Here is a 20,347-nt window from a genome sequence, read left to right as displayed (position 1 = left end):
TTTCACCCCAACCTACGATGGCGCGAGTAACGCATCCAGGTCCGATTGATCGAAGCTCAGCTTCTCGCGCGTGCCGCCGCCTTCCAGCACCGCCTCGGCCAATTCGGCCTTGCGCGCCTTCAGCTCCTCGATGCGCTCCTCGACCGTGCCCGAGGTGATCAGGCGGAACACGAACACCGGCTTGTCCTGCCCGATGCGATGCGCGCGATCGCTGGCCTGCGCTTCGGCGGCAGGATTCCACCACGGGTCGTAGTGGATCACGGTATCGGCGGCGGTGAGGTTGAGGCCTACGCCGCCAGCTTTCAGCGACAGCAGGAACAGCGGTACATCGCCTTCCTGGAAGCGCTGCACCGGTTCGGCGCGGTCGCGTGTTTCGCCGGTAAGCATCACGTAAGGGATGCGATGGCGTTCCAGTTCATTCGCGATCAGCTTGAGCATTTCGGTGAACTGCGAGAACAGCAGCACCTTGCGGCCTTCGGACAGCAGCGCGGGCAGCATGTCCATCAGCAATTCGAACTTGGCCGAATCGCGCACGCCGCGCGCCGCTTCCAGTTTCACCAGGCGTGGATCGCAGCACACCTGGCGCAGCTTGAGCAGCGCATCGAGCACCACGATGCCGCTGTGCGCGATGCCGCGCTGCGCGATCACCTCGCGCAGTTCGTCGGCGAGCGACAGGCGCAGGCTTTCGTAGAGTTCGCGCTGGCGGCCGTCCAGCACCACGCGGCGCGTGATCTCGGTTTTGGATGGCAGTTCCGAGGCAACCTGCGCTTTCGTCCGGCGCAGGATGAACGGTGCGAGACGGCGGTTGAGGCGCGCCTGGCACTCTTCGTCGCGCTGCTTTTCGATCGGCACGCGATAGTGCCGGCGAAACGCGCCTTCATCGCCGAGCAGGCCCGGCACGGCAAGGTCCACCTGCGACCACAGTTCGCCCAGGTGATTTTCCAGCGGCGTGCCGGTAAGACAGATGCAGCGCGGCGCGCGCAAGGTGAGCGCGGCGCGGCGTGCCTGCGTGCGCGGGTTTTTCACCTGCTGCGCTTCGTCGAATACGATCAGCGAGAACGGCTGCTTGCGCAGGGTGACGACGTCGCGCGGCAGCAGGGCGTAGCTGGTGAGAATGATGTCCTGCGTGGCGATCTGCGAGAAATCGCCGCTGCGTTGCGGGCCGTGCAAGGCCAAGGCGCGCAGCGATGGCGCGAAGCGCGCGATTTCCGCCAGCCAGTTCGGAATCAGGCTGGTCGGCACTACGATCAATGCCGGCTGCTGCAAGGCGCCGCGTTCTTTCAGTGCGAGCAGGTGCGTGATCAGCTGCAGCGTCTTGCCCAGGCCCATGTCGTCGGCCAGCACGCCGCCAACGCCCGCTTCGGCCAGCGCGTTCAACCAGCGCAGGCCTTCGCGTTGATACGGGCGTAGTTCCACTGTGAGCCCTTCGGGCACCGCATCGCTGGCGCGCTCGGCCGCGTCGCGCAGGCGGGCGGTGAAGCCGCGCAATTGTTCCGGCGCCTGCAATTCGCCGCCGACCGGCAAGGCCTCGACGATTTCTTCCAGGCGGCCGGCCTGCACGCGCGGCAGGTGCAACTTCTTTTTCGGTTTTTCGAGGTATTCGGCAAGCGGCGCCAGCAAGCCGCGCAGCTCTTTCAGGCGCACCGGCACGCGGCGGCGTTCGTCGACCGGCGCGTACCACACGGCGTCTTCCGGCTCGTTCGGCGCGGGACTGAGATTGAGCTGGTGCTCGGCCAGCGCCTGCGCCACCGCGGGCAACAGATTCCTGCGCTTGCCTTCGACTTCGATGCCAATTTCCAGATCGAAGGCGTGATCGTCGGCATCTTCGACCGCGTTGCCGTACCAGCGCACCGGCCCTTCCAGTACTTCGAACGGAAAGCTCGGCGCGTATTCGAGCACGAAGCCTTCCGCTTCCAGCTTCGGCCGCAGCGCGAGCCAGCGCGCGGGGGTATTCACTTCGAGCGCACCGGCGTGGCCTTTGCCGGGGAACAGCCAGGCATCTTCCGGCAAGGTATCGGCCAGGTCCCAGGGCAGGCCTTCGGTATCCACGCCCAGCGTGAGGCCGGCGCGTTCGAGCTGCTCCATGGTGGACAGTTCTTCGGCGCGCTTGCGTGTGATCTCCACCAGTTGCCCATTGCGGATGCGACGCACCAGCGGCTCGCCGCCGCGCCCCGGCAGGCGTTCGCCGGCATAGTCGAAGGCGAGCCGCGCGTAGGCCAGCGGTGGCGTGCCCGCGGCCAGGCGCGCATGACGCGTGAGCGCGTGCAGGGTAAGCACAGGCTTGGGCGCCAGTTCGGCGCGGCGCAGTTCGTCGAACACCTGCGGCAGCGGAATGCGATGCGCCAGGCGGCTCTGCGGCAAGGCGCGGCGCAGGGCGCGGCTGTATTCGTGCTTGAGCGGCGGCAGATCCAGCCAATGGGTTTCTTCCGGATCGGCTTCGAGATGGCCGAGCTCGGCGCGTTCGGCGTCCAGGTACCACAAGCCGTCGACGCGCAGCAGGCGCTGGCTGTGCGGCAGCGCCGGCAGCAGGCGCTGGCTGCCGTCCTGTTCCAGATGCCAATGCCAGTTGAGTTGATGCGCCTTGCCGCGCGACAGGCGCAAGCCGGCCAGGCCGCCGAGGAAACACGGCGTGGTATCCAGCATCTCGGCCAGTAGCGCATTGCCGACGTGGCCGGACAGGCGCGCGTAACTGCGGGTCTTGCGCAGGGTCTGCGGAAGGCCGAGCACAGTGGTGGCCAGACGCTGCTCATGCAGGGTGAGCACCGCATGCGACAGCAGTTTCGCTTCCAGCGGCGCCGGTCGCGTGAAGCGGCCGTGTTCGCTCGGCACCAGCAGCACCGGTGCGGCATCGAGCCGCGCGTAGGGCATCCCGTCTTCGGGCATCACCTCGAAGAAGAACCCCAGCACGACATGCTCGGGCGCCAGCGCGGTCGCGGGTTTACCCAGCAGCTTGCGCCACGTGCCGGGCAGGCTTTCCTCGCGCTCGCCGTTCGACGCGGAAGGATCGCCGTGCTGGTTCTCGTCCGGTAGGTGCATGCGCATGCGATCCCTGGAGCGATCAAAACCTTGAGCTTAGCAGCGATCAGGGTGCACGCCGCAACAAGCGCGTGCACGCCGATCGAAAAACGTGCCGCTCAATGGGTTTCGAACAATCCCTGCGGATATTCCGGCTTCTGTTCGCGCGCCATCAGCGCCTTCAGGCTTTCCACCGGCGTGACTTCGCCATGCAGCACGGCGCGCACGCCCTTGCTGATCGGCAGATCCAGGCCATGCTTGTCGGCCAGACGCATCACTTCGTCGGCGGTGACGACGCTTTCCACCACCTGGCCGATCTGCGCAACGGCTTCGTGAATGCCGATGCCCTGCCCCAGCGCGAGGCCCAGGCGGCGGTTGCGCGACAGGTCGCCGGTGCAGGTGAGCACCAGGTCACCCAGGCCGGACAGGCCCATCAAGGTTTCCGGTTTCGCGCCGAGCGCCACGCCCAGGCGCAGCATTTCGTTCATGCCGCGCGTGATCAGGCCGGCACGCGCGTTCAAGCCCAGCTTCATGCCATCGGCCACGCCGGTGGCGACGGCCAGCACGTTTTTCATCGCGCCGCCCAATTCCGCGCCGAGCACGTCGTTGCCGGTGTAGGCGCGGAAGTTCGGCGCATGCAGCAGCGTGGCGAGCTGCTGCGCGAAGGGCTCGTTCTCCGAATGCACCGTGACCGCGCTCGGCATGCCGGCGGCCACTTCGCGCGCGAACGAAGGTCCGGTGATGACCGCGGCCGCGCGTCCCGGCAGCTTCTGCGCCACCAGTTCATGCAGGAAGCGCCCGGTACCGGGCTCGAAACCCTTGGTGGCCCAGGCGATGCTGGCGTGCGGATCGAGCATCGGCGCGATCTCGTCCAGCATTTCGGCGAAGGCATGGCTGGGCACCACGATCAGCACGATCGTGGCGCCGCGCACGGCCTTGGCCAGATCGGGCTCGAAGCCGAGCCCGGCCGGCAGTTCGAGATCGGGCAGATAGCGCTGGTTGCGGTGGCTGGCCGCCATTGCGGCCAGGGCCGACGCATCACGCCCCCACAGGCGCGTGGGCACACCGTTGCGCGCGGCCAGCGCCGCCAGGGCCGTTCCCCAGGAGCCAGCGCCGAGGACAGCCAGGATCGGCTGGTCGGTCATGTCGGGACCTGGTCGCTCGATCAGCTGTTGAGCTGCTGCGGCGCCTCGCCGCCGGTCGCCGTGCGGCGCTGCTGCTCGGCGTACAAGGCTTCGAAATTGATCGGCTGCAGCAGGAACGGCGGGAAGCCGCCTTCCTGCACCAGGCTGGAAATCACCTGGCGGGCATACGGGAACAGCAGGTTCGGGCAATAGCTGCCGATGATGCCGGCCTGGTCGGCCTCGGTGAAGCCGGCGATGCCGAACAGGCCCGCCTGCTGCACTTCGGCGAGGTACGCGGTGCGCTCGTTGATGGTGCAGGTCAAGGTGAGCGTGAGCACCACTTCGTACAGGTCATTGCCCAGGCCGGTGGCGCGCTGGGACAGGTTCAACTGCACCTGCGGGGCCTCGGTGATTTCGCCGATTTCCTGGAAAATCTGCGGCGCGTTGGGCGCCTCGAAGGACACGTCCTTGACGTAGATCTTCTGCAGCACGAGCTGCGGCTGGTTGGCCGAGCCGGTGGCCTGGCCGTTGGCGGAGATGTCTGCCATGGGTATCCCTCGATTCAAAAGACGGGCGCACGGGGCGCAAAGGAGGGAGATTGTTCCATACATCCCCGTCTGTCGCCATGTCGGCGAACGACGACGGATGGGGTGACGGATTGCACATGCGGCTGTTTTTACGGGATAATGCACGGCTCGCCCATTGTCGACCCGGTGATCCGGGCATTCCGCGACGCGATGCGGACCTCACGGCTACGGCGAAAGCAGCACCCTCCAGCATCGCGTGGCGCACAGCGCCGCTGGGCCGATGTCGCCCTGGCCAACGGGCGTTCACCAAGATTACGGAGGTCATCATGGCCCGTGTATGCCAAGTCACCGGAAAAGGTGTGCAGACCGGCAACAACGTCTCGCACGCCAACAACAAGACCCGCCGCCGCTGGTTGCCCAACCTGCATGAGCGTCGGTTCTGGGTTCCCAGCGAAAACCGCTGGGTGAAACTGCGCGTCTCCAACCAGGCGCTGCGCACCATCGACAAGAAGGGCATCGAGGCCGTGATCGCCGACCTGCGTGCCCGCGGCGAAAAGATCTAAGGAGCCCAAGCCATGTCCAAGAGCAAGAGCGACAAGATCCGCCTGATTTCGTCGGCCGGCACCGGCCACTTCTACACCACGCAGAAGAACAAGAAGAACACGCCCGACAAGTTCGAGTTCAAGAAATACGATCCGGTCGTGCGCAAGCATGTGATCTACAAGGAAGGCAAGATCAAGTGACCTGCCGCAAGGCATGTCATCATCCGGCCTAGGCCGGATCCAGGAAAGCCCGCCGCCCGGCGGGCTTTTTTTTGGCAGGTCAAACACGAGATATTCCACGCCATGGCTACTCGCTCGGGATCCAAGTGCGCACTCCTCGTTGTCGACGTCCAGGTCGGCGTCGTCGCCACCGCCTGGGAGCGCGATCGCATCGTCGGCAACGTGGTACTGGCAGTTCGCAGGGCGCTTGAAGCCGGGGTGCCCGTAGTCTGGGTGCAGCACGAAGACGAAGAACTCAAGCACGGCACGCCACCATGGCAGTGGGTCCCGGAGCTTCAGCCTCTCGTCGGCCAGACCCGCATCAACAAGAAGTACAACTCAGCGTTCGAGGGCACCGAGCTACTCTCTTTGCTCGAAAGGCTCGACGTTTCCCGCATATTCCTGGCCGGCGCCCTCACAAACTGGTGCATACGGGCCACCGCGCACGCCGCCCTTGAGCGAGGCTTCGACCTCACACTCGTTGGCGATGCGCACACCACGACGGATATGGAGCTTGAATCCGGGCGGATGATAGAAGCCTGCACCATCGTTGAAGAGCTGAACACTGCGATGCACTGGCTTTCTTATCTGGATCGCACCAATTCGGTCGTCACTGCAGCAGAAGCCGACTTCGGCGCGTGCGCAGGGGCAAGCTGACCCTTGCGGGCGCGCATTGCGTCGATCTATCGAAATGATGACGGCAGAACGGAAGAGCGCACATCCCATGAACATCGGCGACGCACTGTTTCCTCGCCTGCTGGGCGAATCGGCTTGGCGCCAGTTACCCGGATCGGTGCGCCGCATGCATGGCGCTGACGCCTGCGTGCTGGCACGTGGCATAGCCAACGTGGAAGGCGAGCATAACTTCGCCTTGCGAACGCTGCGGCGCATGCTTGGCCTGCCGCCTCCTGCCACGGGGCAAACGCTGGAGGTGCGCATCGAGCGCCGCGGCAGCCGCGAAGTCTGGACACGGCGCTTTGCGTCAGGCCGCATGCAATCGACCCTGCGTCACGACGCAGCGGCCACGCACCTGCTGGAGCGGCTTGGACCGGTCATCCTGCGCTTCAAGCTATGCCCGGATGCACAAGGGGTGACCTGGCATCTGGATGGTGCATCGATGCTCGGCCTGCCCCTGCCTCGCCGCTGGCTCGGCACTGTGCTGTCTCACAGCGGCGAGCGTGATGGCCGCTACGCCTTCACCGTCGACACTCGCCTACCATGGCTAGGTCGATTGGTGGCTTACCGGGGCTGGTTGGAGATCGTTAGCGATGACTGAGGATGCCCACTCTGCCGTGGTGGTTTATGACGGCGTCTGCCTCTTGTGCAGCCGCTGGGTGCGCTTCCTGCTCGAACACGATCGCCAGGGACGCTACCGCTTCGCCTCCATGCAAGCGCAAAGCGGCCGGCAATTGCTGCGAAGCCACGGGCTGGATCCGGATTCGCCGTACTCGATGCTGCTGGTCGAAGGCGGCCACGGCTACACCGATACCACCGCGATCGTCCGTATTTTGCGCAGCTTGCCTGATCGTCGCTGGCGTTGGCTCGGCGGCTTGATGTCATGGATTCCGCGCATCCTGCGCCATGTTGCCTATCGCTTTATGGCACGCCACCGCTATCGGCTGTTCGGGCGCAGTGAGCAGTGCTTCGTGCCATCGCCGGAGCAGCGCTCGCGCTTCATCGCGACATGATTTTTAGGTCAACGCGAACGCCGTAATCGGCGAGCGCCGCCAACGCGTCATCCAGGTCGAACAAGCCCATGCACGGCATCGCTCCACGCGCGGTGAGCGTACCGTCCGCCTTCTTGCGCGCCAGCACCACGGCAGGCATGGCCGGAATCTGCGGACCGTCTCCCGTCGCGGCATGCAGCGACCAGCGCAGGCGTAGCGGCCGTGAATGCTTGTCGATACCCTCGAGGAGCATCAGCATGCCGCCTTCGTCGGTACCGGCGCGAAGAAACCATTCGCTGATACGCCGCAACCGATGCGCATGGCGCGCCAGGTCGTGGATGACGCCAAGGCGCACCAGCCACGCCAGCAACCATGTGCCGAAGTGGAGCCGGCGCAACTCCAGCCCCGCGCGAAAGGTGACGCGCTGCACGCCGGCGTAGCGTTGTGGGAAGAGCGTGAGATCGGGAACGTCGCACAAGCCGACCCAGCGCGGTCCCGACACGAACGGCAGGCGCTGCGTCGACAGCCAGCCATGGCCGCTTCGCCACGCGCCATCGCGCCACAGCGGTATCGGGCGTCCGCAGTAACCGAGTATCGCCGCCACCGTCGCGTCGCCGCGCGGCGTGCGGTTGCCGGGGCTGATCGCGTGATCGATGGCAAGCAGCGTGCTGAACCGATCGCGCAAGTGGTCGACCACCGCACTGCTCAGCGCCGGCACCGTCGAGGCGCCACTCACCAGCAGGCAGCCTGCTTCGCGTGCCTGCGCATCCAGCGCGCCGATACCCGCCACGAACTCGCGGCCATCGGCCAGATCCACATAATCGCTGCCGCAGTCAAGGCAGGCCTTGGCGACGCGATAGTCCTGCTTCTGAAAGGGACCTGCGGCGTGAATGACCAGGTCTGGCTCGAGGCTGCGCAGCACGCCCTCGAAACCGGGCGCTTCCACGTCGATCACCGCCGTCCGGACGGAAGGGTCGGCAAGTTCATCCTGCAGATGCGCCAGCGTCGCTGGCGTGCGACCGGCAAGGGTCAACGCAAATCGCGCATCATGCGCAAGACGCGCAGCGATACGCGCGCCGAACACACCGGCTGCCCCGATCAACAACACCCTTGTTGCCATGATGCATCCGTCCATAAAAAAGCCCGCCATGAAGACGGGCTTTTGCTGAAACGTCAATCTGCGATCAGACGCTGCTGGCCACCGAGTAGCCCTTCAAGCGCTGCGCAAATTCCTGCAGCGCGCGAATGCCGCTCTGCTCGGCCTCGACGATCCACTGCTGCAGGCCCTTCAGCGCCTGATCGGCACCGCGCTGCTCCATCAGCTCGGCCAGGCGATTGCGGAATTCGCACACGGTCTTGAGCGCTGGACGCTTGGCCAGCACCGCCTGCATGCGCTCGCGGCCGTCACCGTCGAGCCAGCGGCCGCCATCGGCCAGGGCGCGACGCATGCGGCGCGGGATCGACTTGATGCCTTCGCCGGCGTGCTGCGCTTCATCGCGCAGGGTCGGCACGATCACGTTGCGGTAGTAGTCGGTCATCGCCTGGAAGCGGTGGGTGAGCACGGCCTTCAGGGTTTCGGCGTCGGGCAGATGCACGTTGGGACGCACGTCCAGCGTGGGCGCCACGCGCAGCACCTTGGCCAGGCCCAGCTTGCGCAGCACGCAGATGGCGGCCCAGCCGATGTCGAACTCCCACTTGCGCAGCGCGAACTTGGCCGAGCTTGGGAAGGCATGGTGATTGTTGTGCAGCTCTTCGCCGCCGATCCAGAAACCCCAGGGAATCAGGTTGGTGGCGGTGTCGGAGCTTTCGAAGTTGCGGTAACCCCACCAGTGGCCGATGCCATTGACGAAGCCGGCGGCCCAGAACGGGATCCAGATCATCTGCACCGCCCACACTGCCGCGCCGATCACGCCGAACAGGGTGAGGTCGATGATCAGCATCAGCGCCGGACCCCAGTAAGGGTGGCCGCTGTAGAGCTTGCGCTCGATCCAGTCATCCGGCGTGCCGCGGCCGTACTTTTCCAGGTCTTCCTTCACGTAGCTGGCGTCGCGGTACAGCGACACGCCGTCCCAGAAGACCTTCTTGATGCCGTAGATCTGCGGGCTGTGCGGATCTTCCTCGGTTTCGACCTTGGCGTGGTGCTTGCGATGCACCGCCACCCATTCCTTGGTGACCATGCCGGTGGTGAGCCAGCCCCAGAAGCGGAAGAAGTTGGCGACGACAGGATGCAGGTCGACACCGCGATGCGTCTGGCAGCGGTGCAGGTACAGGGTGACGGTGAAGATGGTGAGCTGGGTCACCACCAACAGGTAGACGAGAATCGCCACCCAACCGGCCTGGCTCACGCCACCGGAAAGGAAATGCAGCACTGCATCGAGCATTTTGGTAAATCCTGAAGTAGTAAAGGCAGTCTAGTGGAGGGGAGCCCGTACCTACCAGCATGGTACGGCCTTGGGCGTCGGTTTCCGTTAAACCGTGACGTCAAACGGTTGTGTAGCGGATGGGGTCGCCCCGACAATCATGCAATGAACGCGCCGAAACCCGCTTTATCTCCCGTACTGCAACTTGAAAGTGTGACCCGGCGCCGCGCCGGCCGGCCGGTCGTGTCCGATCTCAGCCTGCGCCTGGAGGCTGGGCAAGTCCTTGGGCTGCTTGGGGTGAATGGGGCCGGCAAGTCCACCACGCTGGCAATGGTCGCCGGCGCGCTGCGGCCCGATCGAGGGAGCATCCGCATTCAGGGACAGGACTTCCTGGAGCACCCGGAACTGGCCCGGCAGGCCCTCGGCTGGCTGCCCGAGGCTGCCCCGTTATGGCCAGAACTGACCGTACGCGAACACCTGGAGGCCCACGGCCGCCTGCGCGGGCTCTCCGGCGCTCGGCTCGACGAAGCCCGTAACGGGGTGCTCGAACGCCTCGAACTGAACAACCTGTCGCGCCGCCTGGCCGGCGTGCTGTCGCAGGGCCAGAAGCAACGGCTGGGGCTGGCCTGCGCGCTGCTGCACCGGCCCGCCCTGCTGGTGTTGGACGAACCGGCCAACGCACTCGACCCGGTGCAGGTGGTCGCCTTGCGCACCCTGCTGCGTGAACTGGCCGCCGCCGGCACGGCGGTGATCCTTTCCACGCACCAACTGACCGAAGTGACGGCGGTGTGCGATCGCGTGGCGATCCTGCACGAAGGCGTGCTGCGCTATGACGGCGCGCTTGCCGCGGACCAGCACGCCGTGCTGGAAAAAACCTTTTTCGACATCGCCATGAACGGCAAGGCGCAGGCCGCATGACCTTACTCGCTGTGACGCGGCTGGAATTGCGCCGTCTGTTCGTGCGTCCGCTTGGCTGGATCGTCGCCGCGCTGGCGTTGGCCGAGCTGGGCTGGCGTTTCGCGCTGCTGCTGCAGATTTTTCTGCTCAACCAGGTCAAGCTCGCGGCCTTGCCGGATGGCCCGGGCTATACCGACCTGGTCGCCGTGCGCCTGTACAGCAGCTTCATCACCGGCAGCCCGTTGCCGTTCGGCATGATCGAACTTGCGTTGCTGCTGGTGCCGCTGCTGACCATGACGACACTCGCGAGCGAGCGCAGCGCCGGCACCTTGCCGCTGCTGTTTTCCACCGGCCTTTCCGCCTCGCGCATCCTGCTCGGCAAATACCTGGCGGTGCTGATCTGGCTGGCGTTGTGGTTGCTGCTTGCGCTGGCCATTCCTACAAGCCTTGCGCATGGCGTGGCGCTGGATTGGGGCAAGCTCGCCGCCGCCACGCTGGGCACCTTCCTGGGCCTGGCCGTGCTCGGCGCAATAGGCGTGGCCTGTTCGGCGTTTGCCTCGCATCCGGCGGTGGCCGCCGTGGCCGCGCTGATGATCAGCCTGGCGCTCAACTGCATCAATCTCGGCGCGCAGCTCGCCGGCATCAACAGCGGCTTCATCAACTGGCTGGCGATGAGCACGCATCAGGAAACGCTGCTGCGCGGCCTGGTATCCAGCGCGGACGTGGTGTGGTTCCTGCTGGCGATCGCGGTGGCGCTCGCACTGGGCGTGCAGCGCCTGGCGGCGGACAAGGAGCGTGGCTGATGGACATGGCTTTCATGCGCCGCCTGCACGGTTGGCTGTTTGCGGTGCTGGTGCTGCTGGGCGCCGGCGCGATCGGCTATCTCACCGCTCGCCATGATCGCGTCGCCGATTGGACGTTCAACAGCCGCGTCAGCATGTCGCCGGAAACGCGCGCGGTGCTGGCGAAGTTCGATGGACCGGTCGACATCGTCAGTTATGCCAGCCCGCAAGGCGACCTGCGCCAGACCATTGCCGCCGCCTTGCAACGCTATCAGCGCGCCAAGCCGGATCTGCATTTGAGTTTCGTCGATCCGCAGCAGGATCCGGCAGCCATGCGCAACCTCGGCATCACTGTCGATGGCGAACTGATCCTGCACTATCGCGATCGCCAGCAACGCCTGGACACCCTGACCGAGCGCAGCCTCACCGATGCGCTGGAGCGCCTGGTGCGCGGCGGCGATCGCATCGTCGCGTTCGTCACCGGCGACGGCGAACGCCGCGCGGACGGCCCAGGCAATCCCGATCTGGGCACCTTCGTATCGCAACTGGAAAAGAGCGGCCTGCGCGCCGTGCCGCTGAACTTTTCGCAGGTCACCGGCGTGCCCGAACACACTGACCTGGTCGTGCTGGCCGGGCCGCAGGCATCACTGGCGCCCGGCGCCACCAAGGCGTTGCTCGATTACCTGGCCGGCGGCGGCAACCTGCTGTGGCTGGCCGATCCGGGCAATCTCGACGCGAGCCTGCAGCCGATCGCCGATGCGCTCGCGCTTCGCGTGTTGCCCGGCGAATTGATCGATCCCTCGTCCGCGGCGCTGGGCCTGAAGGATCCACGCATCATCGCGCTGGGCGATTATCCGCCGAGCATCATCACGCGCGGCTTTACGCTCACCACGCTGTTTCCGGAAGTCGCGCCGCTGGCCCAAACGCGCAAGAGCGACTGGAAACTCGAACCCTTCCTGCGTTCCAGCCCGCAAGCCAGCACGCAGTCGCTCGACAAAAGCGCCGCTGCAGTACTGAAAGGCCCGCTCGATTTCGGTTTCGCGCTCAGCCGTCTTTCGCCAAGCCCCGACAAAAGCGAGCAGCGCGTGGTGGTGATCGGCAACGGCGATTTTCTTTCCAACAGCTATCTGGGCAACGGCGGCAACCGGGCGCTGGGCGAACGCATCTTCAACTGGCTGCTGGGTGACGACCAGCTCATCAGCATGCCGCCGCGCGGCGCGCCCGATCGCATGCTCAATGTTTCGCAAGGCGAACTGGGGTTGTTGAGCGCCGGCTTCATACTGATTCTGCCGCTGATTCTGCTGGCGATCGGCGGCCTGATCGCCTGGCGCAGGCGGCGCGTGTGAAGCGGACGGTGCGCAAGCAGCTTTGGTTCTTTGTTGCGGTAGTCGCACTGCTGGTCGCCGCATGGTGGCAACTGCACGCCGACCAGCAGGCCGCGCCCGGCACGCTGCTGCCGCTCAAGCCGGACGCGATCACGCACGTGACACTGGAAACCGGCCGCGCGCCAGCGGAGCGCTACGTAAAACGCGGCGAACACTGGTGGCGTATCGATGCAGCCAACGAAACGCGCGCCGATGATCAGCGCCTGGAAGAACTGGTGCGCATCGCCGCCGCGCCGGTGCGCAGTTGGCAACCGGCAGCCGGCTACGACCTGGCGAAGATCGGCCTGGCGCCCGCGCAGGCCAGGCTCGAACTGGACAGTGAAACGCTGCGCTTCGGTATCGCGACGGCGATCGGCCACAACGTTTACGTGCAGGTTGGCGACCGCATAGGCATCGTGTCGATGCAGCATATGCCACGCTCGGCACAAAGCCAGACGATCCAGGCGCAATAACATGCCTGAACTCCCCGAAGTCGAAACTACACGTCGCGGCATCGCACCACACCTGATCGGTCGTCGCGTCGCCAGCGTTACGTTGCGGCGCGCCGACCTGCGCTGGCCGATTCCGCGCGAGATCACCGAAGTGCTGCCCGGCCAGCGTATCGACGAAGTCGAACGCCGCGCCAAATATCTGCTGTTGCACACGCATGCCGGCAGCGCGCTGTTGCATCTGGGCATGACCGGCGTGCTGCGCGTACTGCCGCCGGACGTAGCACCCGGCCCGCATGACCACGTGGACATCAGCCTCGAACCATTAAAAGGCGAACGCGCACGCATCCTTCGCTTTACCGATCCGCGGCGCTTTGGCTGCCTGCTATGGCAAGCACCTGGCACCACGCACGAGCTGCTCGCAGACCTCGGTCCCGAACCGCTCACCGATGCTTTCGACGGCGATCTGCTGTGGCAGCGTTCGCGCGGACGCAAAGCGGCAGTGAAACTGTTCCTGATGGACAACGCGATCGTGGTCGGCGTAGGCAACATCTACGCGAGCGAAGCGCTGTTCGCGGCCGGCATCGATCCGCGCCGGCCGGCCGGCACGGTATCGCGCGCACGCTATCAACGCCTGGCCGGCGAGGTGAAACGCATCCTGGCCTGGGCGATCGAACGCGGCGGCACGACCTTGCGGGATTTCCTCAATCCAGATGGCGCGCCGGGGTATTTCTTTCGCGAGCTGTTCGTGTATGGGCGCGAGGGCGAGCCATGCAGGGTGTGCGGTACGCCGATACGGCAGCAGGTGATTGGGCAGCGCTCGACGTTTTGGTGTCCGCGGTGTCAGAAGTGATCAACGTGCGGTGCTGATCTGCTCCCTCCCCTGCATGCAGGGGAGGGCCGGGGTGGGGTTGCACGAGCTTGCGGCGCAATTGAAATACGTCGCGAGATTGCTTCACCCCCACCCCAACCCTCCCCTACTGCACGTAGGGGAGGGAGCGGAAATCGCGCGCTAAAGTGAATGCAGAAGTTCAGGCCGCATCAGGCCAATAAAACTCAACATACGTATTGTTGAATTGCGGATCGTCAAACGCGCCACCCACCTCCGCGACCAGGCCGCCGACCATCCCATCCACTTCCAGCGCTTGCCCATCGGCAAAACGCGCGCCCAAGGCTTCCAGCTCCATCAACCGCTGGCACAACGCCCCGGCGCGATCGGTTTCGCGCTCCGGCACGTTGCGCAGGCTGATATCCGGACGACCGAACTTGCGCATGCCGCGCGTGTGGATCCAGTAACGCCCCGCTTCGTCTTCGTCGCGCAAGATCAGCACATGGTTGCGCAAGGGCGCGCCGTCCTTGACCAGATAACGGTCGCGCCACTCGGTGGCATCGAACAGGGTGAGAATCTGCGGATCGAGAATCGCCACGCCACCGATGTCGAGCAAGCCTGCCAGCACGCCGAACGTGTCGCGCAGATAGCCGGTATCGGCCTGGTCCTTGAAACGTCCATGCAGCACCAACACCTGCGGCGCGGCCATGGCCTGCTCGAACGCTTCCGGCGCATCGTTCTTGAACAATTCGCCCAGTGGTCCTTTCAGCGGATAGCCTTCCCAATCACGCAACACGTGATGATGGTGACTGGTGAGCTGCACTTCTTCCGGCAGGCCGTCGCTGCCGTAGGTCGCCGATGGCACGCGCGTCGGCTGGAATTTGCCGAACGCGTAGAACTGCAAAATGACTTCCTCGTCGCTGGGCTGCCAATGCGGGCGCTGCCAGGCGGGAAAATAAGTGTCCGGATTGCTCATTCGATGTTTTCCTTGTACTGATGCCATTGCGGATCAGTGCTTCTCTTCCAGTGGCAGAGTGGACTGCTTCAGTTCGATACGGCCATGTCCGCGGGTGATTTTCTTGAATTCGGCGCGGCTCACCGAGACATAGCGTTCGTTGCCGCCGATCTCAACCTGCGGCCCTTCGGTGATCGCCCGCCCCTCGTCATCCACCCGCACCACCATGGTGGCCTTGCGGCCGGTGTGGCAGATGGTCTTGATTTCTTCCAGGATATCGGCCCAGGCCAAGAGATAGCAGCTGCCCTCGAACAGTTCGCCACGAAAATCGGTACGCAAACCATAGGCCAGCACGGGAATATTGAGTTCGTCGACCACGTCGGTGAGCTGCCATACCTGCGCCTTGTTGAGAAACTGCGCCTCGTCCACGAACACGCAATGCAGGTCGCCATGCGCGACGATGTCCGCCCGCACCTGCGCCAGCAGATCGGTCTTCGCCGTGAACCGCTGCGCCTGCGAGCGCAGGCCGATGCGCGAGGCCACCACGCCCTCGCCATAGCGGTTGTCCAGCGCCGGCGTGAGAATGAGCGTGCGCATGCCGCGCTCGAAGTAGTTGTACGCGCTCTGCAGCAAGTTGGTGGTCTTGCCGGCGTTCATCGACGAATAGTAGAAGTAGAGCTTGGCCATGGGCTTGGGGGTAAGCGGGATGGCGCATGGTAGCGCGACCGGCTGCCACCGCGAGGAAGTCTTTGCAAGCCTGCTCCGATCGGCCCTGCTTTGCTACGATCTGGCTTCGCGCTGCGCGCACCTGACCGATCCGACCGACGCATGCTCAACCCCCAACAACTGGCCGCTGTCGAACACGTCGACAGCCCGCTGCTGGTGCTCGCGGGCGCCGGTTCCGGCAAGACATCCGTGATCACGCAGAAGATCGCGCACCTGGTGCAGCGCCGTAAGCTGGCCGCCTCCAAGATCGCCGCGATCACCTTCACCAACAAGGCCGCGCGCGAGATGCGCGAGCGCGTCGCCAAACTGGTAAGCACCGAGGATGCGCAAGCGCTCACCGTGTGCACGTTCCACGCGCTGGGCCTGAAGTTCCTGCAGATGGAACACGCCCGCGCCGGACTGCGCCGCGGTTTTTCCGTGCTGGACGCCGACGACAGCGAGGGCATCGTCAAGGAACTGGCGCCCAAGGGCGCAAAACCGGACGTGCTGTTCGGCCTGCGCAATCTGCTCAGCCGCGCCAAGAACAGCGGCCTGTCGCCGGAAGAAGCGCTGGCCGCTGCGCGCAGTCCGCGCGAGCTGGAAGCGGCGACGATCTATGAGCTCTACCAAAACCGCCTTGCCGCGTTCAACGCGGTTGATTTCGACGACCTGATCCGATTGCCGCTGCGCATCCTCGAAAGCGACGATGAATGTCGCACGACATGGCGCGAACGCCTGCGCTATCTATTGGTAGACGAATACCAGGACACCAACGACGCGCAATATCGCCTGCTCAAGGCGCTGACAGGCGAGCGCGGCAGCTTCACCTGCGTGGGCGACGACGATCAGTCGATCTACGCCTGGCGCGGCGCCAATCCGGAGAACATCGATCAGCTTGGCAAGGACTGGCCGAGCCTGCGCGTGATCAAGCTGGAACAGAATTACCGCTGCGGCCGCCGCATCCTGCGCGCCGCCAACCAGCTGATCGCCAACAACCCGCACCTGCACACCAAGAAGCTGTGGAGCGAGCATCCGGAAGGCGCGCCGATCCGCGTGATCGAATGCAAGGATGCCGAACACGAAGCCGAGCGCATCGCCGGCATGGCCGCCACCCTGGCCGAAAAGCACAAGGTGCGCTGGCACGACATGGCGATCCTGTACCGCGGCAACTTCCAGGCGCGTCCGCTGGAAAAAGCCTTGCGACTGGCGCGCGTGCCGTATCACCTGACCGGTGCGCTGTCATTCCTCGATCGCGCGGAAGTAAAGGATCTGCTCTGCTATCTGCGCCTGCTCACCAACCCCAGCGACGATGCGGCGTTTTTGCGCGTGGTGAACGTGCCCAAGCGAGAGATTGGTGCGACCACGCTGGAGAAGCTGGGCCAGATCGCACAAACAAAACACTGCTCCCTGCTCGAAGCCACACGCAGCGACAGCGTGCTGCGCCAGCTGAGCCCACGCCCTGCCGCGGCGCTCGCTTCGTTCTCGGAACTGTTGGATGAGTTACGCAGTGCATCGCTGCACGAAAGCGCCGCCGATCTGGTCGACCGTGTGCTGACGCGCACGCAGTACGCCACGCACATCATGGCCAGCACGCAAGACGCCGCTTTGCGCGATCGTCGCCTGGGCAATCTGCGCGAACTGGCCGACTGGTTCCGCGCGATGCAAAAGGGCGGCAACAGCGCCGGCGATCTCGCCTCGCAACTGGCGTTGCTCACGCATGCCGATCGCGACGAACCGGGCAACGCGCTGCGCATGATGACGCTGCACGCGGCAAAAGGCCTGGAATTCCGCTTCGTCTTCATCGTCGGCTGCGAGGACGGCACACTGCCGAACGACGCCGCGATCGACGAAGGCCGCGTCGATGAAGAACGCCGGCTGATGTACGTGGGCATTACGCGCGCCAAGGAATTGCTGACGCTGTCATGGTCGTCCAAGACCAAGCGCTACGGTGAAATCCACAGCAACCAACCTAGCCGCTTCCTGCACGAATTACCGCAGGACGATCTGCACTGGGAAGGCAAGGATCCGGAAGCGGACAAGGAAGCTGTGCGCGAAACCGCCGAATCGCATATGGCGAAGATCGCCGCGATGCTGGCCGGCAACTGAGCCCAGCCATGAGCGATCATCGTTTTTCGGAAGAGCAGCGCGCGGGCCTGTATCGCGCCATCCATGAGCGCCGCGACGTGCGTTCGCAATTCCTGCCTGATCCCATCGCCGCGGAGGTGCTGGCGCGCCTGCTCCTGGCCGCCCATCACGCCCCTTCGGTCGGCTTCATGCAGCCGTGGGATTTCATCGTCATCGACAGCATCGACGTGAAACGCGCGGTGAAGGCGCTGTATGACGATGCGAACGCCGACGCCGCCAACAACTATTCGGATGAGCGCGCCGCGCAGTATCGGCGACTGAAGCTCGAAGGCATCGTCGACAGCCCGATCAATCTGTGCATCACCTGCGATCGCCAGCGCGGCGGCCCGCACGTGCTTGGCCGCAACACCATGCTGGAGACCGACCTCTTCAGCACGTGCTTGGCCGTGCAGAACCTGTGGCTGGCCGCACGCGCCGAAGGCATCGGCGTGGGCTGGGTCAGCATCGTCGATCCGGCACGGCTGGCCGAGACCTTGAAGCTGCCCGCGCAGGTCTATCCCGTGGCCTATCTATGCCTGGGCTATGTCAGCGAGTTCCTGCCCAAACCGGAACTGGAAATCGCCGGTTGGCGGTCGCGCCTGCCGCTGGAGCAGTTGATTCATGGCAACACCTGGGAGGGCGCCGTGGAGAACGATGCGCTGTTGAACGCCATACGCTCGTAGGTTGGGGGCAAACCCCAACATTCATGTCGTCGTGCATCACGATGTTGGGGTTTGCACCCCAACCTACGGAATCAGGCGCCTGATCAAATCAAGCGCTGCTGCTCCAGTTCCCGTTTCAGATACGCGTAATAGATCGGCGCCGCCACCAAGCCGGCCAGCCCGAACGCCGCCTCCATCACCAGCATCGCCACCAACAGCTCCCACGCGCGGGCGCGGATCTGCGTGCCGATGATGCGCGCATTGAGGAAGTACTCCAGCTTGTGGATCACGATCAGAAAGCCCAGCGCCGCGGCGGCTACCCAGATCGATATGGACAGGCTGGCGATCGTCACCGCAGTGTTGGAAATGAGGTTGCCTATCACCGGCAGCAGGCCAGCGAGGAAGGTCACCACTACCAGCGTCTTCGCCAGCGGCACGTGGATGTCCATCAGCGGCAGTACGCCGAGCAGAAAGATGGCGGTGGCGACAGTGTTGATCAGCGAAATCTTGATCTGCGCGAACACGATGTTGTGAAACGCCGCCGCCAGATGGTGGCAACGCTCGCCCAGCGCTGCCGCCAGTGGACCGACCTGATGCGGAGGGCGCGCCCGGTTGAGCGCCACCAGCGCACCCAGCACCAGGCCCAGGATGATATGCACCAGCACGCGCGCGGTCTCCTTGCCGACGTTCTGCAGGCTCATCGCATGCTTGCGGGTCAGTTCCAACGCCATCACACGCAACTCGTCCACGCTGTCGGGCAGCCAGTTGGTGAGCGATTGCGGCAATTGCGCACGCGCCTTTTCCACCAGCGGCATCAACTGTTGTTCCCACAGCGCGGCGGGGTTGCTGATCTCGTTACGGAAGAAGCCCACCAGCGCCACGATCAGCAGGGTCAGCAGACCGACCACGATCACGCCCAGCACCGTCACCACGACCAGGCGCGCACGCTCGCCGGAGATGCGCCGCCCAAGCAGCGGCGTCATCGCATGCACCAGCTCGTACACCAGCAATCCCGCCAGCAGCGCGGGCAGCAGATGGAGCCACAGCACCAGCAACAGCGCCAGGGCGGTCAATGCATAGCTGACGGTGCGGATGCTGCGGGTGGAAGGCAGGGCTGCGTACACGGGCGCGATCCATGGCTGAAGGACGTAGTGCGGCAAGTCTGTCATAAACTTGCGCGATCCTCTGCCGGTTCCGTCTCTCCAAACAGGGTGTTTCATGACCAAGTTCCTGCCCGTGCTGTTGGGCACGCTGCTGCTTTGCGGTTGCGCCAGCGAGGCGCAGCATCCATCGCTGGCTTCCGCGCAGCCCACGCCCGCCTCCGTTGCCACTGTCGCCGCCGATGACAATCTCAACGCCGTCGCCTGGACGCAGACCGCGCTGGAGCATGATTTGATCTATCAGGAGACCTTCCGCAGCGCGCAGTCGCAATTGCTCGCCGCGCTGAAGGACAGGAACTGGGACGCCCTGCCCGCAGAAGATCGCAGTACGCCGTACAAACATCTGAAACCGGCGGTGATCCTGGACATCGACGAAACCGTGCTAGACAACTCGCCCTACCAGGCACGCCTGATCCGCAAAGGTGGCGAATTCAACGAGGCCGATTGGGCCGCTTGGTGCAAGGAGGAGCGCGCACGCGCCTTGCCCGGCGCGGTGGAATTCACCCAATTCGCGGCCAGGCACGGTATTGCCGTGTTCTACATTTCCAATCGCGCACAGGACCTGGATGCCGCCACGCTCGACAACTTGCGCAAGGCTGGCCTGCCTGTGTCCGGTCCGGAGGCCTTCCTGGGGCTGGGGACGCTCCTGCCCGGCTGCGATCAGGTGGGCACCGAGAAAAGCTGCCGCCGCCAGCTGATCGGCCAGCATCATCGCGTGCTGATGCAACTCGGCGACCAGCTCGGCGATTTCCTCAGCGTACTCACCAATACCGCAGCCGGCCGGGTTCAGGCTATGGCACCCTATAAGGACTGGATCGGTACGCGCTGGTTCGTATTTCCCAATCCCACTTACGGTTCATGGGAACCATCGCTGTTCAACAATGAGTGGAGCACTCCGCGCGAGCAACGCCGCCAGCAGAAAATTCAAGCTCTTCGTGTTGAATAAATTCAATTAGTTACAGGATA

The 20,347-nt window shown here is 64.7% G+C and carries 21 protein-coding genes; 13 read left to right on the top strand and 8 right to left on the bottom strand.

Annotation, left to right across the window (positions count from 1 at the left end; translation table 11 throughout):
• Window positions 1–12: 12 nt before the first annotated feature.
• The 3 genes from ACTHNE_RS06545 to secB all read right to left on the bottom strand — a co-directional run bounded on the left by ACTHNE_RS06545 (window position 13) and on the right by secB (window position 4,687).
• Window positions 13–3,036, bottom strand: coding sequence for a DEAD/DEAH box helicase (locus tag ACTHNE_RS06545; RefSeq protein ID WP_324944435.1), 3,024 nt, complete (start codon window positions 3,034–3,036; stop codon window positions 13–15).
• A 98-nt stretch (window positions 3,037–3,134) separates the two neighbouring features.
• Window positions 3,135–4,160, bottom strand: coding sequence for an NAD(P)H-dependent glycerol-3-phosphate dehydrogenase (locus ACTHNE_RS06540; protein ID WP_324944424.1), 1,026 nt, complete (start codon window positions 4,158–4,160; stop codon window positions 3,135–3,137).
• A 20-nt stretch (window positions 4,161–4,180) separates the two neighbouring features.
• Window positions 4,181–4,687 carry a protein-export chaperone SecB gene (secB, locus tag ACTHNE_RS06535; protein ID WP_324944421.1) on the bottom strand — a complete coding sequence of 169 codons (507 nt, stop codon included), beginning with the start codon at window positions 4,685–4,687 and terminating at the stop codon, window positions 4,181–4,183.
• A 305-nt stretch (window positions 4,688–4,992) separates the two neighbouring features.
• Between secB and rpmB the strand changes: the two genes are divergently transcribed.
• The 5 genes from rpmB to ACTHNE_RS06510 all read left to right on the top strand — a co-directional run bounded on the left by rpmB (window position 4,993) and on the right by ACTHNE_RS06510 (window position 7,115).
• Window positions 4,993–5,229, top strand: coding sequence for a 50S ribosomal protein L28 (gene rpmB / locus ACTHNE_RS06530; protein WP_115477825.1), 237 nt, complete (start codon window positions 4,993–4,995; stop codon window positions 5,227–5,229).
• A 12-nt stretch (window positions 5,230–5,241) separates the two neighbouring features.
• On the top strand, window positions 5,242–5,409 hold the full coding sequence (rpmG, locus tag ACTHNE_RS06525; protein ID WP_026635435.1) for a 50S ribosomal protein L33: 168 nt from the start codon (window positions 5,242–5,244) through the stop codon (window positions 5,407–5,409).
• 102 nt (window positions 5,410–5,511) lie between these two features.
• A complete protein-coding gene (locus ACTHNE_RS06520) occupies window positions 5,512–6,084 on the top strand; it encodes an isochorismatase family protein (RefSeq protein WP_324944412.1) in 573 nt (190 codons plus the stop codon).
• 67 nt (window positions 6,085–6,151) lie between these two features.
• On the top strand, window positions 6,152–6,703 hold the full coding sequence (locus tag ACTHNE_RS06515) for a DUF4166 domain-containing protein (protein WP_324944409.1): 552 nt from the start codon (window positions 6,152–6,154) through the stop codon (window positions 6,701–6,703).
• Complete coding sequence (locus ACTHNE_RS06510) at window positions 6,696–7,115, top strand: thiol-disulfide oxidoreductase DCC family protein (RefSeq protein WP_440268807.1); 420 nt, start codon at window positions 6,696–6,698, stop codon at window positions 7,113–7,115. The genes ACTHNE_RS06515 and ACTHNE_RS06510 overlap by 8 nt, the downstream gene beginning before the upstream one ends.
• On the opposite strand, the gene ACTHNE_RS06505 is transcribed toward ACTHNE_RS06510, so the two are convergent.
• A complete protein-coding gene (locus ACTHNE_RS06505; protein ID WP_440268806.1) occupies window positions 7,102–8,214 on the bottom strand; it encodes a saccharopine dehydrogenase NADP-binding domain-containing protein in 1,113 nt (370 codons plus the stop codon). The two genes, ACTHNE_RS06510 and ACTHNE_RS06505, sit on opposite strands and share 14 nt — an antisense overlap.
• A gap of 64 nt (window positions 8,215–8,278) precedes the next feature.
• The gene (locus ACTHNE_RS06500) at window positions 8,279–9,475 is read right to left on the bottom strand and encodes a DesA family fatty acid desaturase (RefSeq protein ID WP_440268805.1); all 1,197 of its coding nucleotides are present in this window, start codon (window positions 9,473–9,475) and stop codon (window positions 8,279–8,281) included.
• A gap of 144 nt (window positions 9,476–9,619) precedes the next feature.
• Between ACTHNE_RS06500 and ACTHNE_RS06495 the strand changes: the two genes are divergently transcribed.
• Genes ACTHNE_RS06495 through mutM form a run of 5 tightly spaced genes read left to right on the top strand, consistent with a single transcriptional unit; the run spans window position 9,620 to window position 13,799 of the window.
• The gene (locus ACTHNE_RS06495) at window positions 9,620–10,372 is read left to right on the top strand and encodes an ABC transporter ATP-binding protein (protein WP_440268804.1); all 753 of its coding nucleotides are present in this window, start codon (window positions 9,620–9,622) and stop codon (window positions 10,370–10,372) included.
• Window positions 10,369–11,154, top strand: coding sequence for an ABC transporter permease (locus tag ACTHNE_RS06490; protein ID WP_324946120.1), 786 nt, complete (start codon window positions 10,369–10,371; stop codon window positions 11,152–11,154). The genes ACTHNE_RS06495 and ACTHNE_RS06490 overlap by 4 nt, the downstream gene beginning before the upstream one ends.
• Window positions 11,154–12,479: a GldG family protein gene (locus ACTHNE_RS06485; protein WP_324946123.1), complete on the top strand. Its 1,326-nt coding sequence runs from the start codon at window positions 11,154–11,156 to the stop codon at window positions 12,477–12,479. Before ACTHNE_RS06490 ends, ACTHNE_RS06485 begins: the two co-directional genes overlap by 1 nt.
• A gap of 8 nt (window positions 12,480–12,487) precedes the next feature.
• Window positions 12,488–12,970: a hypothetical protein gene (locus tag ACTHNE_RS06480; RefSeq protein WP_324946126.1), complete on the top strand. Its 483-nt coding sequence runs from the start codon at window positions 12,488–12,490 to the stop codon at window positions 12,968–12,970.
• A gap of 1 nt (window position 12,971) precedes the next feature.
• On the top strand, window positions 12,972–13,799 hold the full coding sequence (gene mutM, locus ACTHNE_RS06475; protein WP_324946129.1) for a bifunctional DNA-formamidopyrimidine glycosylase/DNA-(apurinic or apyrimidinic site) lyase: 828 nt from the start codon (window positions 12,972–12,974) through the stop codon (window positions 13,797–13,799).
• Between the two features lie 178 nt (window positions 13,800–13,977).
• Here the strand turns inward: mutM and ACTHNE_RS06470 are convergent, their stop codons facing one another.
• Window positions 13,978–14,751, bottom strand: a complete 774-nt coding sequence (locus ACTHNE_RS06470; RefSeq protein WP_440268803.1) for a hypothetical protein — start codon at window positions 14,749–14,751, stop codon at window positions 13,978–13,980.
• A 33-nt stretch (window positions 14,752–14,784) separates the two neighbouring features.
• Entirely contained in the window at window positions 14,785–15,417 is a 633-nt protein-coding gene (locus tag ACTHNE_RS06465; protein WP_324946134.1) for a thymidine kinase, read from the bottom strand.
• A gap of 141 nt (window positions 15,418–15,558) precedes the next feature.
• On the opposite strand from ACTHNE_RS06465, the gene ACTHNE_RS06460 reads away from it, so the two are divergent.
• Together ACTHNE_RS06460 and bluB are read left to right on the top strand one after the other, a co-directional pair.
• On the top strand, window positions 15,559–17,541 hold the full coding sequence (locus tag ACTHNE_RS06460) for a UvrD-helicase domain-containing protein (protein WP_440268802.1): 1,983 nt from the start codon (window positions 15,559–15,561) through the stop codon (window positions 17,539–17,541).
• Between the two features lie 8 nt (window positions 17,542–17,549).
• On the top strand, window positions 17,550–18,242 hold the full coding sequence (gene bluB / locus ACTHNE_RS06455; protein ID WP_440268801.1) for a 5,6-dimethylbenzimidazole synthase: 693 nt from the start codon (window positions 17,550–17,552) through the stop codon (window positions 18,240–18,242).
• Window positions 18,243–18,325: 83 nt separating this feature from the next.
• Here the strand turns inward: bluB and ACTHNE_RS06450 are convergent, their stop codons facing one another.
• Window positions 18,326–19,354 (bottom strand): AI-2E family transporter, encoded by a 1,029-nt coding sequence (locus ACTHNE_RS06450; RefSeq protein WP_440268818.1) that lies wholly within the window; start codon window positions 19,352–19,354, stop codon window positions 18,326–18,328.
• A gap of 85 nt (window positions 19,355–19,439) precedes the next feature.
• Here ACTHNE_RS06450 and ACTHNE_RS06445 point away from each other — a divergent pair, with 85 nt between their 5' ends.
• Window positions 19,440–20,327: a 5'-nucleotidase, lipoprotein e(P4) family gene (locus tag ACTHNE_RS06445; RefSeq protein WP_440268800.1), complete on the top strand. Its 888-nt coding sequence runs from the start codon at window positions 19,440–19,442 to the stop codon at window positions 20,325–20,327.
• The last annotated feature ends 20 nt before the right edge of the window (window positions 20,328–20,347 follow it).

Origin of the sequence: Dyella sp. (assembly GCF_051954575.1) — a bacterium.
In the GTDB taxonomy this organism is placed as follows: domain Bacteria; phylum Pseudomonadota; class Gammaproteobacteria; order Xanthomonadales; family Rhodanobacteraceae; genus Dyella_B.
This window is presented reverse-complemented; position numbering and strand designations above follow the sequence as displayed.